The 14,243-nt window shown below is 62.2% G+C and carries 13 protein-coding genes and 1 riboswitch; of the genes, 8 read left to right on the plus strand and 5 right to left on the minus strand.

The genetic code is table 11. The annotated features are described in order from the left end of the window. Nucleotides 1-86 precede the first annotated feature (86 nt). On the plus strand, nucleotides 87-1,322 hold the full coding sequence (locus AC58X1_RS10785) for a cation:proton antiporter (protein WP_101315762.1): 1,236 nt from the start codon (nucleotides 87-89) through the stop codon (nucleotides 1,320-1,322). 32 nt (nucleotides 1,323-1,354) lie between these two features. Here AC58X1_RS10785 and AC58X1_RS10790 read toward each other — a convergent pair whose 3' ends face one another. Then, nucleotides 1,355-1,756, minus strand: a complete 402-nt coding sequence (locus tag AC58X1_RS10790) for an acyl-CoA thioesterase (RefSeq protein ID WP_016489524.1) — start codon at nucleotides 1,754-1,756, stop codon at nucleotides 1,355-1,357. Nucleotides 1,757-1,935: 179 nt separating this feature from the next. After that, nucleotides 1,936-2,032, plus strand: a riboswitch (S-adenosyl-L-homocysteine riboswitch). Nucleotides 2,033-2,053: 21 nt separating this feature from the next. Here AC58X1_RS10790 and ahcY point away from each other — a divergent pair. The 4 genes from ahcY (at nucleotide 2,054) to rhlE2 (ending at nucleotide 7,620) form a co-directional block, all read left to right on the plus strand. Beyond that, the gene (gene ahcY / locus AC58X1_RS10795) at nucleotides 2,054-3,463 is read left to right on the plus strand and encodes an adenosylhomocysteinase (protein WP_101315760.1); all 1,410 of its coding nucleotides are present in this window, start codon (nucleotides 2,054-2,056) and stop codon (nucleotides 3,461-3,463) included. A gap of 147 nt (nucleotides 3,464-3,610) precedes the next feature. Then, on the plus strand, nucleotides 3,611-4,456 hold the full coding sequence (gene metF / locus AC58X1_RS10800) for a methylenetetrahydrofolate reductase [NAD(P)H] (RefSeq protein WP_101315758.1): 846 nt from the start codon (nucleotides 3,611-3,613) through the stop codon (nucleotides 4,454-4,456). A gap of 241 nt (nucleotides 4,457-4,697) precedes the next feature. Beyond that, nucleotides 4,698-5,483 carry a substrate-binding periplasmic protein gene (locus AC58X1_RS10805; RefSeq protein WP_101315756.1) on the plus strand — a complete coding sequence of 262 codons (786 nt, stop codon included), beginning with the start codon at nucleotides 4,698-4,700 and terminating at the stop codon, nucleotides 5,481-5,483. Nucleotides 5,484-5,703: 220 nt separating this feature from the next. Further along, entirely contained in the window at nucleotides 5,704-7,620 is a 1,917-nt protein-coding gene (gene rhlE2, locus AC58X1_RS10810) for an RNA helicase RhlE2 (protein ID WP_101315754.1), read from the plus strand. A gap of 60 nt (nucleotides 7,621-7,680) precedes the next feature. Here rhlE2 and AC58X1_RS10815 read toward each other — a convergent pair whose 3' ends face one another. The 3 genes from AC58X1_RS10815 to AC58X1_RS10825 all read right to left on the minus strand — a co-directional run bounded on the left by AC58X1_RS10815 (nucleotide 7,681) and on the right by AC58X1_RS10825 (nucleotide 10,920). Further along, nucleotides 7,681-8,259 (minus strand): YceI family protein, encoded by a 579-nt coding sequence (locus tag AC58X1_RS10815; protein WP_101315752.1) that lies wholly within the window; start codon nucleotides 8,257-8,259, stop codon nucleotides 7,681-7,683. Between the two features lie 31 nt (nucleotides 8,260-8,290). Further along, entirely contained in the window at nucleotides 8,291-8,842 is a 552-nt protein-coding gene (locus AC58X1_RS10820) for a cytochrome b (protein ID WP_101315750.1), read from the minus strand. Nucleotides 8,843-9,045: 203 nt separating this feature from the next. After that, a complete protein-coding gene (locus AC58X1_RS10825; protein ID WP_447736160.1) occupies nucleotides 9,046-10,920 on the minus strand; it encodes a flavin monoamine oxidase family protein in 1,875 nt (624 codons plus the stop codon). A 132-nt stretch (nucleotides 10,921-11,052) separates the two neighbouring features. Between AC58X1_RS10825 and AC58X1_RS10830 the strand changes: the two genes are divergently transcribed. From AC58X1_RS10830 to AC58X1_RS10840, 3 genes are all read left to right on the plus strand, one after another. Further along, nucleotides 11,053-11,313 (plus strand): hypothetical protein, encoded by a 261-nt coding sequence (locus AC58X1_RS10830; protein WP_497428832.1) that lies wholly within the window; start codon nucleotides 11,053-11,055, stop codon nucleotides 11,311-11,313. 81 nt (nucleotides 11,314-11,394) lie between these two features. After that, nucleotides 11,395-12,801, plus strand: coding sequence for an adenosylmethionine--8-amino-7-oxononanoate transaminase (locus AC58X1_RS10835; RefSeq protein WP_220632946.1), 1,407 nt, complete (start codon nucleotides 11,395-11,397; stop codon nucleotides 12,799-12,801). An 82-nt stretch (nucleotides 12,802-12,883) separates the two neighbouring features. Further along, nucleotides 12,884-13,603, plus strand: a complete 720-nt coding sequence (locus tag AC58X1_RS10840) for a 16S rRNA (uracil(1498)-N(3))-methyltransferase (protein WP_497428833.1) — start codon at nucleotides 12,884-12,886, stop codon at nucleotides 13,601-13,603. A gap of 7 nt (nucleotides 13,604-13,610) precedes the next feature. On the opposite strand, the gene trhA is transcribed toward AC58X1_RS10840, so the two are convergent. Next, complete coding sequence (gene trhA, locus AC58X1_RS10845; protein ID WP_101315740.1) at nucleotides 13,611-14,228, minus strand: PAQR family membrane homeostasis protein TrhA; 618 nt, start codon at nucleotides 14,226-14,228, stop codon at nucleotides 13,611-13,613. Nucleotides 14,229-14,243 lie beyond the last annotated feature (15 nt).

A 14,243-nucleotide genomic window follows, 5' to 3' on the forward strand; every position in this document is an offset into this window, starting at 1 on the left:
GTGTCCCACACCCCCTGCTGGACCATCAAACCCGTGACCCGAGCGATTCGGGTCCGACTTGGAAGCCACTTTTTACAGGATTCGGGATGCTTGAACTTGTTGCCGCTTTTATCTGCCTGACCACCCTCCTCACCTATGTCAACTATCGCTTCATCGGCCTGCCGCCGGCCATCGGTGTCATGGTCACGGCGCTGCTGTTCTCGTTGATTCTGCAGGGTCTGAGCCTGATCGGCTTTCCGGGCCTGGAAGAACGCGTCGAAGGTTTGATGAACCAGATCGACTTCAATGACCTGCTGATGCACTGGATGCTGGCATTCCTGCTGTTTGCCGGCGCCCTGCACGTCAACCTCAGCGATCTGCGCAGCTACCGTTGGCCGATCGGCCTGCTGGCGACCATCGGCGTGCTTATCGCCACCGTGGTCATCGGTTTTCTCGCGCACTGGGTGTTCGCCATGTTCGGCTGGCACGTCAGCCTGATCTACTGCCTGCTGTTCGGCGCATTGATCTCGCCGACGGACCCGATTGCCGTGCTCGGCGCGCTGCGTACGGCCAACGCCTCCAAGCCGCTGAAGACCACCATCGTTGGCGAGTCGCTGTTCAACGACGGCACGGCGGTGGTGGTGTTCACGGTACTGCTCGGCATCGTCCAGCTGGGCGAAACGCCAAGTATCTCCGAGACCGCCCTGCTGTTCGCCCGCGAAGCCATCGGCGGGATCGCCTTCGGCGGCCTGATCGGCTATGCGACCTATCGCATGATCAAGAGCATCGACCAATACCAGGTCCAGGTCATGCTGACCCTGGCGCTGGTCATCGGCGGCTCGGCAATGTGCTACGAGCTGCATGTCTCGGCACCGATCGCGATGGTGGTGGCCGGCCTGATCATCGGCAACATGGGCCGCAACCTGGCCATGAACGACATGACCCGGCGCTACATGGACGGTTTCTGGGAACTGATCGATGACATGCTCAATGCCTTGTTGTTTGCCCTGATCGGCCTGGAGCTGTTGCTGCTGCCGTTCAACTGGATGCACCTGGCCGCCGGTTCGGTGCTGGCCCTAGCCGTGCTGATGTCGCGCCTGCTCACGGTGGCGCCGGCAATTCTGCTGCTGCGGCGCTGGCGCAGCGTGCCGCAGGGCACCATTCGCGTGCTGACCTGGGGTGGTTTGCGTGGGGGCGTGTCGGTGGCGCTGGCGTTGTCGTTGCCGCTGGGTGAAGAGCGTGATTTGCTGCTGTCGATCACCTACATCGTGGTGCTGTCGTCGATCCTGATTCAGGGTCTGAGCATTGGTCGTGTGGTGAGCAAGGTTAGCGTTCAGCCTTGAGAATGTCGGGGCCGCTTTGCGGCCCCGAAAAATCACTCGACGGCAGAGTCGGGAAACTGATCCTGCACGTACTTGATCTCGGTGCGCCCATGCGCAGCCGGCAAGCCATCGTCACCCAGGTTGACGAAGACCATCTTGTCGACGGTGAGGATGCTCTTGCGGGTGATCTTGTTGCGCACTTCGCACTTGAGGGTGATCGAGGTGCGGCCAAACTCGGTGGCAGTAATGCCCAGCTCGATGATGTCGCCCTGGCGCGAGGCGCTGACGAAGTTGATCTCCGAGATGTACTTGGTCACCACTCGCTGATTACCCAGCTGGACGATGGCGTAGATCGCCGCTTCCTCGTCGATCCAGCGCAGCAGGCTGCCGCCGAACAGAGTGCCATTGGGGTTGAGGTCTTCGGGTTTTACCCATTTGCGGGTGTGGAAGTTCATCATTGCTCCTACCAGCTTTGGCTAACGTGCAGTCATGATGGCAGAGCCTGCCGCAGGGCTCCATTGGTCATCGACTATCGTCGCGATTAATCGACAGAAAACCTTGGGCCTGATCGCCCTGCCCGGCTATAATCAGCGCCGTTTAACATGGCCACCCGCCGCGGTGCCATGCCCGCCACCTGTCCGAGGGGCGCTGCAGCAGGTTCGACCTGTCAGGCTCGGATGGGGCGTTGTCCGCTCAAGTGGACGCTCAACGCACAACGGCGCCCATTCGCACACTACGAATGGAGGCTCTTCATGAGCGCTGTAAACACGCCTGCTGGTTTTACCGATTTCAAGGTCGCTGACATCTCCCTGGCCGCCTGGGGCCGTCGCGAAACCATCATCGCCGAATCGGAAATGCCGGCACTGATGGGCCTGCGCCGCAAGTACCTCGAAGAGCAACCGCTCAAGGGTGCGAAAATCCTCGGCTGCATCCACATGACCATTCAGACTGCCGTGCTGATCGAAACCCTGGTTGCCCTGGGTGCCGAAGTGCGCTGGTCGTCCTGCAACATCTTCTCCACGCAAGACCAGGCCGCTGCGTCCATCGCCGCTGCCGGTATCCCGGTATTCGCCTGGAAAGGCGAGACCGAGCAAGAGTACGAGTGGTGCCTGGAGCAGACCATCCTCAAGGATGGCCAGCCATGGGATGCCAACATGATCCTCGACGACGGCGGCGACCTGACCCAACTGCTGCACGACAAGTACCCACAGGTTCTGGATCGCGTCCACGGCGTTACCGAAGAGACCACCACCGGTGTTCACCGTCTGCTCGACATGCTGGCCAAGGGCGAGCTGAAAGTCCCGGCGATCAACGTCAACGACTCGGTCACCAAGAGCAAGAACGACAACAAGTACGGCTGCCGTCACAGCCTCAACGACGCTATCAAGCGCGGCACCGACCACCTGCTGTCGGGCAAGCAGGCGCTGGTCATCGGCTACGGTGACGTCGGCAAGGGCTCGGCCCAGTCGCTGCGTCAGGAAGGCATGATCGTCAAGGTTTCCGAAGTTGACCCGATCTGCGCCATGCAAGCCTGCATGGACGGCTTCGAGCTGGTTTCGCCGTTCATCGACGGCCTCAACACCGGCAGCGAAGCCTGCATCGACAAGGCTCTGCTGGGCAAGATCGACCTGATCGTGACCACCACCGGTAACGTCAACGTCTGCGATGCGAACATGCTCAAGGCGCTGAAAAAGCGCGCAGTAGTGTGCAACATCGGCCACTTCGACAACGAAATCGACACCGCTTTCATGCGCAAGAACTGGGCATGGGAAGAGGTCAAGCCGCAGGTGCACAAGATTCACCGCACCGGCGCTGGCGACTTCGATCCGCAGAACGACGACTACCTGATCCTGCTGGCCGAAGGCCGTCTGGTCAACCTGGGCAACGCCACTGGCCACCCAAGCCGGATCATGGACGGCTCTTTCGCCAACCAGGTGCTGGCACAGATCTTCCTGTTCGGGCAGAAGTTCGCTGACCTCTCGGCCGAGAAGAAAGCCGAGCGTCTGACCGTTGAAGTGCTGCCGAAGAAACTCGACGAAGAAGTCGCTCTGGAAATGGTCCGTGGCTTCGGCGGCGTGGTCACCCAGCTGACCTCGCAGCAGGCCGAATACATCGGCGTCACCGTCGAAGGCCCGTTCAAGCCGGACGCCTACCGCTACTAAGCGAGTGGCCCGCGGCAGACATGCTTGCCGCGGGCAGTCCATGCAATTGAATGACGCCAAGCCAGACCGGCCTTCACCGCTCTGGCTTTTACTTGCAGATTGCAGCTGAAGGCGCGCTACTGGCGTTGGCTGCATGAGGAACGAACGATGTCCGAAGAACGCCGTTACAGTTTCGAATTTTTCCCGACCAAGACCGAAGCCGGTCACGAAAAGCTGATGGCCGTTGCTCGCCAGCTGGCTGGCTACAATCCTGATTTTTTCTCCTGCACCTACGGCGCTGGCGGTTCGACCCGCGACCGCACGCTTAACACCGTGCTGCAGCTGGAACATGAAGTCAAAGTCGCCGCCGCACCGCACCTGTCCTGCGTCGGTGATTCCAAGGCCGATCTGCGCGGCTTGCTCAGCGAATACCAGGCTGCCGGCATCAAACGGATCGTCGCCCTGCGCGGTGATTTGCCGTCGGGCATGGGCATGGCTTCGGGCGAACTGCGCTACGCCAGTGACCTGGTCGAGTTCATCCGCCAGGAAAGCGGCGATCACTTCCACCTGGAAGTTGCCGCCTACCCCGAGATGCACCCACAGGCGCAGAACTTCGAAGCCGACCTGAGCAACTTCGTGCGCAAGGTCAAGGCCGGTGCCGACAGCGCCATTACCCAGTACTTCTTCAACGCCGACAGCTATTTCTACTTCGTCGAACGCGTGCAGAAAATGGGCGTGGATATCCCGGTAGTGCCCGGCATCATGCCGATCACCAACTACAGCAAGCTGGCGCGCTTCTCCGACGCCTGTGGTGCTGAACTGCCGCGCTGGATCCGCAAGCAACTGGAAGCCTATGGCGACGACAGCGCGAGCATCCAGGCCTTTGGCGAAGAAGTGATCAGCAACATGTGCGAGCAACTGCTGCAAGGCGGCGCACCTGGGTTGCACTTCTATACCCTGAACCAGGCCGAACCGAGCCTGGCGATCTGGAACAACCTCAAGCTGCCACGCTAACGCGATCTGCTTTGTGTAGGAGCGGCCTTGCCGGGGCGCCGGACCGGTCGGAAAGGCCAGCGTAGCTGGCCCGGCGATATTGGCGGCGAAGCTGAAAATCTGGGGCCGCTGCGCGACCCTTTCGCGACACAAGGCCGCTCCTACAGGCGTTTGTGACCGGCACCCAGGTGTTTACAACTATCAGCGTTTGTACAAGCGCCGTTCACTGTTCATCGCCCGATGGACGGCGTACTCTCACGCCATGTCGCTTCTGCCCCGCCTACTCTGCCTGTTGCTTGTCTGCCTGAGCTGTTCGGCTCAGGCCGAACGCCTGCGCGTGGTCAGCGATGACTGGGCGCCTTATGTCTACGAACACAACGGCCAGCCGCAGGGTATCGAGTACGAGGTTGCCAGCGAGGTGTTCAAGCGCCTCGGTGTGCAGGTCGACTGGGAGTTCATGCCGTGGAAGCGCTGCCTGGCGATGGTCGAGCAGGGCCAGGCCGATGGCGTGCTGGGGATTTTCCAGAACGATGCGCGCAAGGTGTTCATGGTGTTCCCGGACGAACCCCTGTCCGCGGTCGAGTTCGTTCTGCTCGGCAGACACGGCCAGCACCGCGCCGTCAAGCGACTGGAGGACCTCGCCGGACTGACCCTCGGCACCTCGCCGGGCTACGACTATGGCGCGGCATTCAATCAGTCGACATTGTTCAAACGTGAGCCGGCGCCCACTCACGAGGCCAATTTCGGCAAACTGATGCTCGGCCGCATCGATCTGCTGGTCACCGACAGTCGCGTCGGGCGCTATCTGCGCCGGCAGATGGGGCTGCAGCAGCAAATCGAACAATTGCCGCTGCTGATCGATCGGCAAAACCAGTATCTGGGTCTGGCGCGCAAGCCCGGGCGCGAACAACTGGCTCGCTCGTTTGCCGACGAACTGCGCCGTTTCAAGCAAGAACCCGCCTACGTGCAGATGATCGCTCGCTTCGAAGACGACCTTGGAGTGCTGCCTGGCGCCGTTGAGCAGCAGGAACGCAGCACACTTCGCTAGCTCTGTTATACTCGGGCCTTCCCGCCAGGCTCACGCCCGGACGCTCGGTCTTCATCCAGGCATCTCGATCATCGCCAACGCGCTCTACAGCGCAGGCCCGATGTTTCTCTGATGCGCAGTGGACACCAAGCTGGACCGGACGCGATCGCATCCCTCAGATGCCCGTCGCGCCAGGCAGATCACCCTATAGGGCCTAGCCCCCACCAGAACAGGATTGCCCATGTCCTTTGCTTCCCTCGGTCTCTCCGAGGCACTTGTCCGCGCTATCGAAGCAGCGGGCTACACCGAGCCTACCCCAGTGCAACAGCGGGCCATCCCCGCCGTGTTGCAAGGTCGCGACCTGATGGTCGCCGCACAGACAGGTACTGGCAAAACCGGCGGTTTCGCCCTGCCGATCCTAGAGCGTCTGTTCCCGGGCGGCCACCCAGACAAATCCCAGCGCCACGGCCCGCGTCAACCGCGGGTGCTGGTGCTGACCCCGACCCGCGAACTGGCGGCTCAGGTGCACGACAGCTTCAAAGTGTATGCACGCGACCTCAGCCTGGTGAGCACCTGCATCTTCGGCGGTGTCGGCATGAACCCACAGGTTCAGGCCATGGCCAAAGGCGTCGACGTACTGGTGGCCTGCCCTGGCCGCCTGCTCGACCTGGCCGGCCAAGGCAAGGTTGACCTGTCCCGCGTCGAAATCCTGGTCCTCGATGAAGCCGACCGCATGCTCGACATGGGCTTCATCCATGACGTCAAGAAGGTCCTCGCCCGTTTGCCGGCGAAGCGCCAGAACCTGCTGTTCTCGGCGACCTTCTCCAAAGACATCACCGACCTCGCCGACAAGCTCCTGCACAACCCCGAGCGCATCGAAGTCACGCCGCCGAACACCACGGTCGAGCGTATCGAACAGCGCGTCTACCGCCTGCCGGCGAGCCACAAGCGTGCCCTGCTGGCGCACTTGATCACCCTCGGTGCGTGGGAACAGGTGCTGGTCTTCACCCGCACCAAGCATGGCGCCAACCGCCTGGCCGAGTACCTTGAGAAGCACGGCCTGCCGGCTGCAGCGATCCACGGCAACAAGAGCCAGAACGCACGCACCAAGGCCCTGGCCGACTTCAAGGCCAACGAAGTGCGCATCCTCGTCGCAACCGACATTGCCGCGCGTGGCCTGGACATCGACCAGCTGCCGCACGTGGTCAACTTCGAGCTGCCGAATGTCGAGGAAGACTACGTGCACCGCATCGGCCGTACTGGCCGTGCCGGTCGCTCAGGTGAAGCCATCTCGCTGGTTGCCCCGGACGAAGAGAAACTGCTCAAGAGCATCGAGCGCGTCACTCGCCAGAAGATCCAGGACGGCGATCTGATGGGCTTTGACGCCAGCACCGTCGAAGTCGAGAAGCCTGAAGTCCGTGAGCGCCCGCAAGCCAACGGCCGCGGTGGTCGTAACCAGCCGCGCAGCGACGCCAGCAAAGACAGCAACGGCGGACGCAAGGACAAGGGCAAGGACAAAGGCCGCGCCAAGCAGAGCAGCGCCGCTGAAAAGCCGGCCGACAAGCCTGCAGGTGAGCGCCAGCAGCAGCCGCGCAAGCCACGTGAGAACAAGCCGCGCCAGCCACAGGGCGAGCGCCGCGAAGCATCGGCGCCAGCCAACGGTAATGGCAACGGCAACCGTGACCCGGAAGCGTTCCTCGACGACGACGTGGATAACTTCGGTAACAAGGCCGACTACGTCAGCCCTTACCAGAATGGCAAGAACCAAGGCCGCAACCGTCGCCCAGGCGCTGCAGCTGGTGCCGGCCAAACCCAAGGCAGCGGCACTCGCGGTGCCGGTGCGCCAGCAAAAGGCCGCAGCAACAACGGCGGCAGCGGCCAGCCCCGTCAGGGTGCTGGCGACAAGCGCCCACGCAGCAACAACGGCAGCAACGCTGGTGGTGGCCGTCGCGACGGCAACCCGGGCCGTAACCGCCCAGCCCGTGACGACAGCGCTCGTCAAGAGCCAGCAGTACGCAACCCGCGTGAATCGCAAAGCCAGCCAGTGATCATCCGCAAGGAATCCAAGCTCGAGCGTTACCCAACGCCTGAGCAGCTGGAAGACTTGCCGAGCCGCCCGCGTGGCGAGCGCCCGGCCCTGCTGACCCGTAATCGCTGATTACGGTTTTGCAGACATGAAAAAGCCGCCCTGATGGGCGGCTTTTTCGTTTGCGGCTGATTACTTCTGCTTCACGCCTTCAACACTGATATCCAGATCCAGTGTCTGCGAGGTTGGGCCTGGGCCCTTGATGCCGAAGTCGTTCAGGTTCAGGGTAGTGGTGGCGTTGAAGCCAGCGCGCTCGCCGCCCCATGGATCCTTGCCTTCACCGTTGAAGGTAGCCTTGAAGGTTACCGGCTTGGTCACACCGTGCAGGGTCAGGTCGCCGGTCACATCAGCGGTCTTGTCACCGGTCGATTTGACTGCGGTGGAGACGAACTTGGCCTCTGGATACTTGCTGACGTCCAGGAAGTCCTTGCTCGCGATGTGCTTGTCACGTTCGGCATGGTTCGACCACAGGCTGGCGGTCTTCAGGTCGACGTTGATCTTGCTGGCTTCAGGCTTGGCCGAATCCCAGGTAAAGCTACCGTCGAAGTCTTTGAAAGTACCGTGGATGAAGCTGTAGCCCAAATGGCTGATCTTCCAGTCAACGAACGCGTGCTGGCCTTCCTTGTCGATCTTGTAGTCAGCAGCCATGGCCTGACCAGCGGCGAACAGAGCGGTACCGAGCGCCAGAGCGGCAAAAGTCTTTTTCAACATCCTTTCGATTCCTTGCAATTGAGGTTGAGGGTCAAGCTTTGCGGCCCAGCATACGAGTCAGGGTCGCGTCACGGTCGATAAAGTGGTGTTTCAGTGCTGCCAGGCCATGCAGGACGGCGAAAATCACCAGCCCCCAGGCCAGGTAAAAATGGATCACGCCAGCGGTGTCAGCCTGGTCGGGCAGGTTGCTGAGCAATGCCGGCACATCGAACAGGCCAAACACCGAGATCCCCGCGCCATCGGCGGTAGAGATCAGGTACCCGGCGATCATTACCGCAAACAGCCCTGCATATAAAGCCAGGTGGCCCAGTTTGGCTGCAACCCGGGTGAAGCGGTCATGGCTGGCCAGCACTGCCGGCGGCGGACTGATGAAACGCCACAGCACCCGCAGCAGCATTACCGCCAGCAACACCAGGCCAATACTTTTATGCAGATCCGGGCCGGCCTTGCGCCACGGGTCGTAGTAGTCAAGATCGACCATCCACAGGCCCAGGGCAAACAGCCCGAAGACTGCCAGCGCTACACCCCAGTGCATGACCATGCTGACCAGGCCGTAGCGAGTTGATGAATTGCGTACTTGCATGTTGGCGGCGCTCTCCCTTGAAGCTGCGTACAGACTAGCGCGAAACGTATCGAATAAAAGCGAAAAAAACTGCTCTGGTAGATCGAATTAATCGATGCTTATTCTCTCGACCGGTTATTAAGGAAACATTAACCCTAGACCAGTCCGGTACGCTCGCAGAATAAGAAAGGGCCGCGATGCGGCCCTTGGGGGTGTTGGATCAATCAGCCTTGGCTGCTGGTCGCCGGTTTCTTCACCGGCTCGGCCTTGGCGGGAGCCTTTTTCGCTTGCGCAGGCTTGGTTGCGGCCTTCTTCGCGGCATCCGATTTGGCAGCTGGCTTATGCGCAGGCGCATGCTTGGCTGGTGCGGCCTTGCTTGCCGCAGGCTTGACCGGTGCAGGCTTGGCCGCAGGCTCCGGTACCGGCGCAACCACTGGCGCTGGTTCAGGCGCCGGTGCTACTGGTGCAACTTCCGCAGCCTTGGCCACAGGTGCCGGCTTGGCTGCAGGCTCTTCTGCGCCACCAAACAGGCGCGAGAAGAAGCCAGGCTTGGCTGGCTCGGCGTCCTTGGCCTTGGCCGGCTCGTCCTTGGCTGGCGCGTTGTCCGCCTTGGCCGCCTTGTCGCCGCCGCCAAACAGATTGGAGAAGAAGCCGCCCTTGGCCACTGCGGCGCCGGTGGCGGCAGCTGCCGCCACAGGCACGGCCTTGACCGGGTCAAACGACTTGCCTGCCAGCAGGTCCTGCACCTGGCCGGCAGCACGCTGGCCGCTGCGCAGGGCGCCTTCGAGCGTGCCTGGGTAGAGCGCGTCGGTATGCTCACCAGCAAAGCTGATGCGCTGCAAAGGGCGCTCCCACAGGCGCCAGTATTTGCTGATCTGGCCAGGGCCATATGCCAGATAGGCACCACCAGTACCGGGATCGGCGCTGTAGCGCTTCACTTCATAGCCAGTGAATGCGCCGCGCGCCTTCGGGTAGAACGCATGCAGGCGAATCAGCACCTGGTCGGCCATCTGCTTGTCGCCAAAGGCCTGCAACAGACGGGCGTTGTCGCCCGAGAGGTTGATCACCACGTTGGCACCACCTTTCAGCGCCGGCTCGATCCAGAGCATACCCAGGCCGGTGTTGCTGAAGATCTCACCCGACATCCGCGCCCGGCTTTCCCACACAGGCTGCTTGAACTTGAGCAGTATCTGGTCACGCCAGCCATAGTTGGTGCCTTTGATCGCAGCCATATGCTGGTTGTCCAGGCCTGGGGTCATCTGGATCTTGGCCAGTGCCCGCAGCGGCACCGCCATCACCAGGTAGTCGGCGCGATAGCCGACAGCGCCGACCTTGACGGTAACGCCGTCCTTGTCCTGGACGATCGCGGTAACCGGTGCGTTGGTCTTGATGGTTTTCAGCTGTTTGACGAAGGCCTGAGCCAGCACCGGGCTACCGCCAGGCAGGCGCGCAGCACGCAGGTCACGGTCGCTGACGCCACGATAGACGCGGGTCTGCTGGGCGAAATAGAGCAGCGACAGGCGCGAAGGCTCGTCATAACGGCTGCGAATCTGCTGGTTGATCAATTGCCGCGCAGTGGCGGGCAGTTGCAAACGGTCGAGCCAGTTGGCGACGTTGATCTGGTCGAGGGCGAATAGCGTGCTGTTGGCCTGCGGGTTGAGTGGGTCGTCGATTGAGCGGGCCAGATCGTCGAGGGTTTTCTCGTAGCGCTTGAGCGCTTCGGCAGTTGCCGGCTGCTTGACGGCCAGGTCAGCTGCGCTGAAGTATTCGCCATCGATCAGGTAGCCCGGCGTGCGCACGAACTCAGGGGCCGGCAAGGTATCGAGCTTGAAGCGATCCAGGTACTGGTTGAGTACCGGCTGGGCTTTGCCGTTGCCGATCCATTCGCTGGTGGCCAGGCCAGAGCGCCCGCCCATGCCCGCCTTGGCTTCCAGCAGCGTGACCTGCCAGCCTTTGTTCTGCAGCTCGTAGGCAGCCGTCAAGCCGGCCAGGCCGCCACCGACGACGATTGCCGTGGGTGTCTTGTCCTGCGCCAGCGCCGAGGTGCTGGAAAATCCGATCAATACCAACGCGCACAGGCGCACCCAAGCAGCAGCCATGTCGGCAAACTCCGGTTGAAAACAGGTCGATGAAAACGGGAAAGAAGCCCCGAGAAAATTGCGCTAAGAATACGTCACCCGTGGGCACCCTGCCAGCAGGGCGATGCCAAGCCGCTTACGCAACTGGCATTTTTGTCAGTAGCCAGCAGCGCCGCTTTCGTCGGACAGTGGCGTCGACGACCGCAGCGGGACTTTCAGCCATGCAACAGCACCAATACTTTCTGGCTGACCTTGTCAGGCCTGGCCGGCACCGAAAGCGTGCTTGGTCACTACGCCAGTTCGCCCACCCGCCAGTTGCTGCTGGGGCCATTTCGCACCCTGACCATCTCCACCACCCACGCCGGCACCGTGCACATCCCGGCCCTGAGCTGGCAGCCCGTTGTGCGCCATTGAGCCTGATCACGGTTGTGGTGGCCGGCACCTTTGCTTAGGCTTGTGCGGTCAAACCAAGCCGTGCCGCCAGGAGAAGTGCCGATGGGCCTCAATGATCAGTGGATGCAACGTGACCTCAAGGTCCTGTGGCACCCCTGCACCCAGATGAAAGACCACGAAAAGCTGCCGCTGATCCCGATCAAGCGCGGCGACGGCGTGTGGCTCGAGGACTTCGAAGGCAAGCGCTACCTGGACGCCGTCAGTTCGTGGTGGGTCAACGTGTTCGGCCATGCCAATCCGCGCATCAACCAGCGCATCAAGGACCAGGTCGACCAGCTCGAACACGTGATCCTGGCTGGCTTCAGCCATCAGCCGGTGATCGAGCTGTCCGAGCGCCTGGTAGCCATGACTCCAGCCGGGCTGGACCGAGTGTTCTACGCCGACAACGGCTCGTCGTGCATCGAAGTCGCGCTGAAGATGAGCTTCCATTACTGGCTGAACAAGGGCCAGAGCAGCAAGAAGCGCTTCGTTACACTGACCAACAGCTACCACGGTGAAACCATCGCAGCGATGTCGGTGGGCGATGTACCGCTGTTCACCGAGACCTACAAGACGCTGTTGCTCGACACCATCAAGGTGCCCAGCCCGGACTGCTACCTGCGCCCTGAAGGGGTCAGCTGGGAGGAGCACTCGCGGACGATGTTCCTGGCCATGGAGCAGACCCTCGCCGAGCATCACGCCACTGTCGCGGCAGTCATCGTCGAGCCGCTGATCCAGGGCGCCGGCGGCATGCGCATGTACCACCCGGTTTACCTCAAGCTGCTGCGCGAAGCCTGCGACCGTTATGGCGTGCACCTGATCCACGACGAGATTGCCGTGGGCTTTGGCCGCACCGGGACGATGTTCGCCTGCGAGCAGGCCGGCATCCGCCCGGACTTCCTCTGCCTGTCCAAGGCCCTCACCGGCGGTTACCTGCCGCTGGCGGCCTGCCTGACCACCGATGATGTCTATCAGGCTTTCTACGACGACTATCCGACCCTGCGCGCATTCCTCCACTCGCACAGCTACACCGGCAACCCGCTGGCCTGCGCTGCCGCGTTGGCAACCCTGGATATCTTCGAGCAGGACAACGTCATCGAGGCCAACAAGGCCCTGTCAGCGCGGATGGCCAGCGCCACTGCGCACCTGGTCGATCACCCGCATGTGGCCGAAGTGCGCCAGACCGGCATGGCCCTGGCCATCGAAATGGTCGAGGACAAAGCCAGCAAAACCGCTTATCCATGGCAGCAACGGCGCGGCCTCAAGGTATTCGAACATGCCCTGACCCGCGGCGCCCTGCTGCGCCCGCTGGGCAGCGTGGTGTACTTCCTGCCGCCGTATGTGATCACCCCCGAGCAGATCGACTTCCTTGCCGAGGTGGCCACCGAGGGTATCGATATCGCCACCCGCGACAGCATCAGCGTGGCCGTGCCGCAGAATTTCCATCCCGACTTTCGCGATCCGGGCTGAGCACAGCCCGTGCAGCAGGCCTCGGCGGCGGGCTCTCCCGCCGCCGAGGTGTATGTGTCTTCCCTAATTCCAGAGCAGAACCATGAGACTGTCCCGCTTCTTTATCGACGCCCCGCTGTCCATCGGCGAACACGACCTCCCCGAAGCCCAGGCCCATTACATCGGCCGCGTGCTGCGCATGGCCGCCGGCGATGCCGTGCAGCTGTTCGATGGCAGCGGCCAGGAGTACCTCGGCCAACTGCTTGAAGTGGGCAAGAAGAGCGTGCGCGTCAGCCTCGACCAGGCTCTGCCCGGCCAGGCCGACTCAAGCCTGCACGTGCACCTCGGCCAAGGCCTGTCGCGCGGCGAGCGGATGGACTGGGCCATCCAGAAAGCCACCGAACTGGGCGTCAACCAGATTACCCCGATCGTCAGCGAACGTTGCGAAGTGCGGCTCAAAGACGAACGCGCCGACAAGCGTCTGGCGCACTGGCGCCAGGTGGCGGTCAGCGCCTGCGAACAATGCGGCCGCTCGACCCTGCCGCTGATCAATCCGCCATTGACCCTGGCCGAGTGGCTGAAGGCAACCGAGGCTGACCTGAAGCTGGTGCTGCACCCGGTCGCCGAGCCGCTGACCAGTCACCAGCGGCCTGAGCGGCTGGCGTTTCTAATCGGCCCTGAAGGCGGTTTGACCGACGCCGAGGTCGAGCAGGCCAAGGCCGCCAGCTACCATGCCGCGCGCCTCGGCCCACGCGTGCTGCGTACCGAAACCGCGCCGGTAGTGGCGCTCGCAGTAGCGCAGCAGCTGTGGGGCGATTTTTAACTGCTGCTCAGCGCACGTAGAAGCTGATGGCGATGAAGTGCAGCAGGCTGCCGGCAATCACGAACAGGTGCCAGATGCCGTGCCAGTGGCGAAAGCGGCTGTCATAGGCGAAGAAGATGATGCCGATGGTGTAGCACGCACCACCGGCCGCCAGCCAGGCAAAACCGGCAGTGCCCAAAGTCTGCAGCAGCGGCTTGACCGCTACCAGCACGATCCAGCCCATCAGCGCGTAGATGATGATCGACAGAATCCGCGCTTCCGAGCGCGGCTTGATCTCTTGCAGCATGCCGATCACCGCCAACCCCCAGACCACCCCGAACAGGCTCCAGCCCCACGGGCCGCGCAGGCTGATCAGGCAGAACGGGGTGTAGCTGCCGGCAATCAGCAGGTAGATCGACAGGTGATCGAGCTTGCGCATGATCACTTTGGCCTGGCCGCGGGTGCTGTGGTACAGGGTCGAGGTGCTGTATAGCAGCACCAGGGTACCGCCGTAGATCGAGAAGCTGATGATCTTCCATGGGTCGCCTTGCAGGCCGGCGGTGATGATCAGCCAGCTGGCACCGATGAAAGCCAAGATGGCACCGACCAGGTGCGTCCAGGCATTGAAGCGTTCACCGTAATACATGCAGTCAAAGACCTC

It is taken from the genome of Pseudomonas sp. PGPR N4, from assembly GCF_059693665.1.